The organism is Gilliamella sp. X-60 (assembly GCF_057063585.1).
In genome coordinates, this window is sequence record NZ_JBXSQJ010000037.1 from 1 (window position 1) to 5935 (window position 5935).

Here is a 5935-nt window from a genome sequence, read left to right on the forward strand (position 1 = left end):
TATTCGGCCAGTTTATCTAAGTAACGGGTAACTCTCCCTGCCGGTAAGCTTACCGCAATATCAATGCCTAGCGCCTCACGATTAAAGTCATCGATGACATTGAATGTCCTAAAGCGACGTTGATTACCACTACTATCACTCATAAAATCCATTGACCAACATTCACCTTGTTTATTGGGTACTAATAACCTTTCCGGGCATCGTGGAGGAATGCGTTTTTTTCGCTTTACCCTGAGATTAAGCTTTAATTCACAATACACCCGATACACCCGTTTATGATTCCATTTATAGCCGAGCTTTCTGATACGATTAAAGCATTTAGGAAAGCCCCAGCGTAAATGCCGGTCTGTGATAGCATTCAACACCGAAACAATCACTGAATCATCCGGTAACTTAGGTTGATAATAGTAAGCACAACGGCTTAAGCCAACAATGGCACAACTCATAGCAATAGTAACTAAATGATTTTGTTGTAGTTGCTGTGCCCACGTTTTACGTGCCTTTGTGGGCACTAAAGCTTTTTTATAATTTCTTCCTGAAGCTGGGATTTTAAGCTCAGTTCGGCAAACATCTGTTTAAGCTTACGGTTTTCAGCCTCCAGCTCCTTTAAGCGTTTGATGTCCGAAGTTTCCATTCCGCCGTATTTTTCCCGCCATTTATAGAAAGTTGAATTACCCATGCCATATTTACGACAGAGCTCCTTGACAGGAATACCCGCTTCAGCTTCTTTTAAAATAGCGACGATTTGATGTTCAGTCATTTTTTTCATAATTAAATCCCCTTTACTTTTATCATAGAGAATTTTCTACTTTTTTGCTGTACTATTTTAGGGGATAGTTACAAAATAACTAAATCTCTAATTGATTTTAATTGTTGTGGTGTTGCGTCATTCCATAATTTTGTATCTTTGTCTCACCACGCAATAACTTCAATACCTATACTACCTTGGTTATATGGATAACGTTCTGGATAATCTTTTTTTAATTCAGATAAATACTGATTATCATCACTAATATCAATAATATTATTTTTCCCATTCTAAAATTTCTCGGTTAAATTTGATGCTTGTCGAAGGATTGATTCAAAACGCTTAGCAAAAGAGGCTATGTTATCAGCCCTGCCACTTCCATTTAATTATATTCAGATTATTTGCTTTATTCCTTGTTTGCGCAGCCCTCATAGCTGAACAGAGTACTATATAATGTTTAATATAAAACACTTTAATTTTAAATTAAGTTTATAAATTATTTTCTATCATTTTTATTAGTGGAGCATTTTCAAACATGACTTTATTAATAGAAGTTTTTTTTATTACTTTGCCTTTGCCATTATAATGAATCATTTCCCCTTTATTTTTAAGGTAATTAAAGCTAAATTTATAAAGATTATTGTGATACCGTATTGATTTTTCATAAAAACAGCATCCGTCATGAGATTGACCTATTAATACTTTATTTTCATATAACACCTTTGGGTTAATAATATTATCAGACAATTGTTTAGAATAACGGTAAATAGATGTTTTTGGATCATAGAGGAAATAAGAGTAACTTATATTAACATCGCCATAATTTTCAGAAACTCTAATATCAGGATAAGAATCGAAATTTAAATCTTCAAAAATAATATTTATTTTATCTTCTAAAGAAAAAAAACGTAATCTTTGTTCATTTTGATTTACAACAATCACTAATTCGTAATCATTGTCATTAATAGCCTCTATCTTTATACTTGATATAATCTCTTTATAAGAAATACTTTCTTTTTTTAAAATCAATGGGTATTGTTCCCCATTAATTGTCCCATCCCCATTAAAAAGATTATTTCTTATATCTAAATGTATTGAAGAAAATTTGTTACGTTCAATTTTTTCTGATTCTAATTGAATGCTTTTATTAATGATATTACCGTTTAACATGTTAACCGAATTTTGGTCTCCGATTTTATATAATCCGGTTATATCATTTTTATCACTAATATCTAATGTTAATATTAAATTTTTATTTTCAAATAAACCCTTCAATCCAATTCTTTCATTTATTAATAAAATAGGATCAGCAAAAACTTTCGATACAAAAAAGATAGAAAGAAAAATCAAAAATTTCATTATTAATTTACTCCGAAAGCTTTCTTTGCAATGTCTAACATTTCTGCACGGTGTGCCATATTGTTAGGCTCTTTTGTCTTATCGGGATAATAGGGATTATCTTGTTTTTTCCAACCATTGACATATACTGAAACCCAATACAAGTCATCTTCATCTGCTTTAACATTTAATTTAGGCTTTATTTTTAACCAATAATAACCAGATACCAAAGAAGCTAACTCTGGATTACTTGCTACTTTCTTAGCATTTTCTAAAGATGAAGTGATATCTAAATTATGATATTTTTTTATTGTTCTTAAATACGTTTGACATGCAGTATAATTATTGCGTCCAGTAAGTTGTAAAAGTCCTCGCCCTTTGAATTTTATGCCATCTCCTTCTAATATATTTCCTAGGCTTATGTTTCCTTCATAAGCTTTACCACTCGCTATTTCTTCCATATAACGTAATTGCCCTGTCTCATGAGCTATTTGTGCTAAGAAATGCGCTTTTCTTAATGGCGATTTTATATCAAATATTTCCATTGTATCATTAATAAATGGTAAAAATGTTTCTATTATTTCTGAATTACACCCTGACATAATTGTCGATAATTGTTCATAACTGACATGCCTAAAACTTTTTCTAAATAAATTAAATAATGCTATAGGATGCATAAACCACGCCTTGCCATTAGCGCTAAGCGTGGCTGGTGGGGTGGCGTCTGTTGGAGTGGTTGTGGTATCCGTTGTCTCGCCATTTTCTGGGGGCGTGTCGTTTTGTTGGTTTAGCTTGGCTAAGCCTTTAGCAACATCATCCCACCACAACATCTTTTTTATCTTCTCTTTAGTCTTTTCCCAAGCTGTCACTTGTTTTTCTAACGCTTCCATTTTAGCATAAGATTCAAACTGCGCTTTAGTCAACTTTTCCGATGGTGATTCTTTATAATCAGCAGGAAAACGGCTTATTTCTCGTCTTAGTGTTTCAAACCCTTTCGCTTCAGGGGAGTCCTTTGCTTTACCTACACGGCTTAAATATGCATCAAATTTTGCTTCGTCACCTGTTTGTAAATACGCTAATATATTTTTAGCATTTTCTGTCATCTCGCTGTTTAACGCTTCCCATTTCGGCATTTTGCCTTCAGCATCAATTTCACTATACCATTCGCTTTCGTAATTGATTAATAAGCGACTTAATGCCGTAAATAACATCGGGTTATCTGCAATACTTTTAAAACTCGCTTCTTTTATACTGGTATATATATTTGTTTCAACCGGGTGTTGCTTATCAAGGATGGATAACGTTTCTTTTATTGTTGGTTTATATTGCGATAATGAATGGTTGTCTTTATTGCGTTTTAACGATTTGTCTGCGTCAAGGTAGATTTCTTTTAATGTAGCCGTTTCTTTTATCTGTGTAAAATCAAACCAATCCCAACAACAGACCCGCTTAGCACCTTCACCATTCACTAACACCCAACCACTTCTTTCTCGGTTTTTATCATCAAGTACATCGACTTTTAACCACAAGTTACCTTGTGCATCTATTGCTCGATTGTCGCTTAGCGATAACTTTGCATCATTCATCTCGACCTGTAATGCCGTGCCCACAATCAGCGCACTACTGGGTATATTGCTCGCTTGTAAAGGATGCTTAGTCCAAGCAACCGTGTTTTCGGCTAAAAACAACTCCCCATTGGGTTTGGCTACTTTGGCAATAGCCGCTTCATTTTTTATCCATAATGTCTTTATCTCAGTTTCTGATGACTGTATTTCAATTTGTAACCAAGCCACCTTCACATCTTGACTCATTATATTGATTTTGCTCTTTGCATACGGTTTACCCACTGTCGTATCCGATGCCGCTTCTTTTTCCAGTAGTTTGACCTGTTTAGCTATACCCAAAAAGGCTTTATCTTCCTCTGGGATTTTACTCGCTTCTGCTTGCGTTTGAGTGATATAACTTGCCAAGTCTTCACAGGTGAAACATTCAACATGTAAATGAGGACAAAATTCGCTGTCGTTTAAACTTTCACCTAATGGCAAGGTTTCAAGATTAGAATATTTGCTTTTGAGTATACCTTCATTTTGGTTATGACCAATATGACCCACTAAATCACCCGCTTTAATCGGAAAGGGCTTATCTAATACCACCACTTCGTTGTATTTTTTTCCTCTTACTACCTTTTCAAGGCAATCATACCAAACTATTTTCTTTTCTGTCGGTAACGGTAGTGTGGGTTTGCCATCTCTAACTACTTCAATTAACTCAACAAAACCTTTTTGATTGACATTCGATATCTTAACTTGTGTGCCCTTTGGTAGCATTGAGTAAATTTTTTTACCTTCTTTACCATTAATAAAGTCATTCCTGACTCTTAGGCCTTCAGATTTAGCTAAATTAGCGTTCAACTCTTTTTTTTGTTCTTCCGTCAATTCTTTAACGGTTTTACTGCCCGGTATTTCAAATTCCGATGTTGTTACTGCTTTGCCGGTATACACCCAACCTAAAATATCGACTCCTGTTTCTGTTTTATCAGATTTGCGAGGTTTTAATTCAGGAATTGAGGAATACCCTTCGACAAAACTCGAAACAGCATACCATTCATATTTTTCATCATGCAAATCAAGATTTAAATTAACTTTTGTACCCTCTTGTAATACCGCTAATATCTCTGAGTTATTTTTTTCTGGGTTATTTTTTTCTGGGGGATCTTTTCGGATATTTAATCCATCTACAAAATTTAATTCTTTATGCCCTAGACGAACACGATAAATATCCTGCTCCCAAAATGCGGGGGTTGGTTCGTTAGAATTTTTATCGTAATAGTTTGTATTCGCTAAATGCATATACAAACTATAAAAATAAAGACGGTGTCCTGGCTGTTTTTCTTTGGCCGGCTCAGTCGTGTTGGGCGTAGTCTCTGACGTTGTTTCCGCTCCAGATGAAGTAGATGTGTCGGTCGCTGTCTCTGTATTTGTCTGAGGGGTTGTAGGGGGGGTAGGTGTTGTCGTATCGGTACTATTACTTGTACTCGGTGATTGTGCCTGATTAGTATCCGCTGCTGCCCCTTCTGTGTTGGTGTTACCCGCGGTTGTATCACTTTCTGAGGCTGGCGTTTCTTCTTCTACACGATCCATTTCAAGCAAGTGTCTCACCAGAACAAAACCAGTTGAGAAAAAAACAACTTCATCGCCTTTATCTATTTTTTGATAACGGTCATTAACGCGGTAGGCGATAACCTCGCCATCAGCAATACAATGCACTCTACGCTCTTTTTCATTCCCCAACTTTTTAAGCACATTTGAATCAAAATGAACACCACTGTGTATAAGCTTGTTTACACTGACAGGATAAAACCCCGTTGATGCTGACATTAATGCTTCATAATAAACATTTGCGCTTAATTTCTCTTTTTCATCTATAATAACGGGATATTTCCATTTTTTTACCGCTGATAATGTCATTTTTTAGTTCCTTAACCTGAAAAATTAATATGGTCACTCTCTATTAATCGCCTAAGCGCGACATCAACATCACTTTTTGAGAATTTAAGTTTATTATCATCTATACTTGCTGGTCCCATCTTCTGCATCACATTACATTTAAGGTAGATATTATCCTGTGTACCAAGTTCGATGCCTTCACTGCTGATTTTGATATAAGAGCCACCGCAAATGAGCGTTAGTTCATCGCTCGCCGTGATAGTTACCTCACCATCCACACTATCCACTTTAATATCTTGCTTGGCAGCCATATTGAGGTTGGCATTTTGGGCTTGCACCTCGATATCGCCTTGGTTGGCAAACAGTTTCATGCCTGATTTTTGGGCAAATAAGCCAATCGCCT

At 35.4% G+C, this 5935-nt stretch carries 5 protein-coding genes; all 5 read right to left on the reverse strand.

Annotation, left to right across the window (positions count from 1 at the left end; translation table 11 throughout):
* A partial coding sequence (locus tag ACYIAM_RS12780; RefSeq protein WP_483748529.1) for an IS3 family transposase occupies nt 1-512 on the reverse strand: 512 nt, incomplete at its 3' end.
* Nucleotides 512-769: a transposase gene (locus tag ACYIAM_RS12785; RefSeq protein WP_034909955.1), complete on the reverse strand. Its 258-nt coding sequence runs from the start codon at nt 767-769 to the stop codon at nt 512-514. The genes ACYIAM_RS12785 and ACYIAM_RS12780, both read right to left, overlap by 1 nt.
* A gap of 468 nt (nt 770-1237) precedes the next feature.
* Nucleotides 1238-2107 (reverse strand): XAC2610-related protein, encoded by an 870-nt coding sequence (locus tag ACYIAM_RS12790; protein ID WP_483748530.1) that lies wholly within the window; start codon nt 2105-2107, stop codon nt 1238-1240.
* A 2-nt stretch (nt 2108-2109) separates the two neighbouring features.
* On the reverse strand, nt 2110-5553 hold the full coding sequence (locus ACYIAM_RS12795) for a glycoside hydrolase family 19 protein (RefSeq protein ID WP_483748531.1): 3444 nt from the start codon (nt 5551-5553) through the stop codon (nt 2110-2112).
* An 11-nt stretch (nt 5554-5564) separates the two neighbouring features.
* The coding region (locus ACYIAM_RS12800) for a DUF2345 domain-containing protein (protein ID WP_483748532.1) at nt 5565-5935 on the reverse strand (371 nt) is incomplete at its 5' end.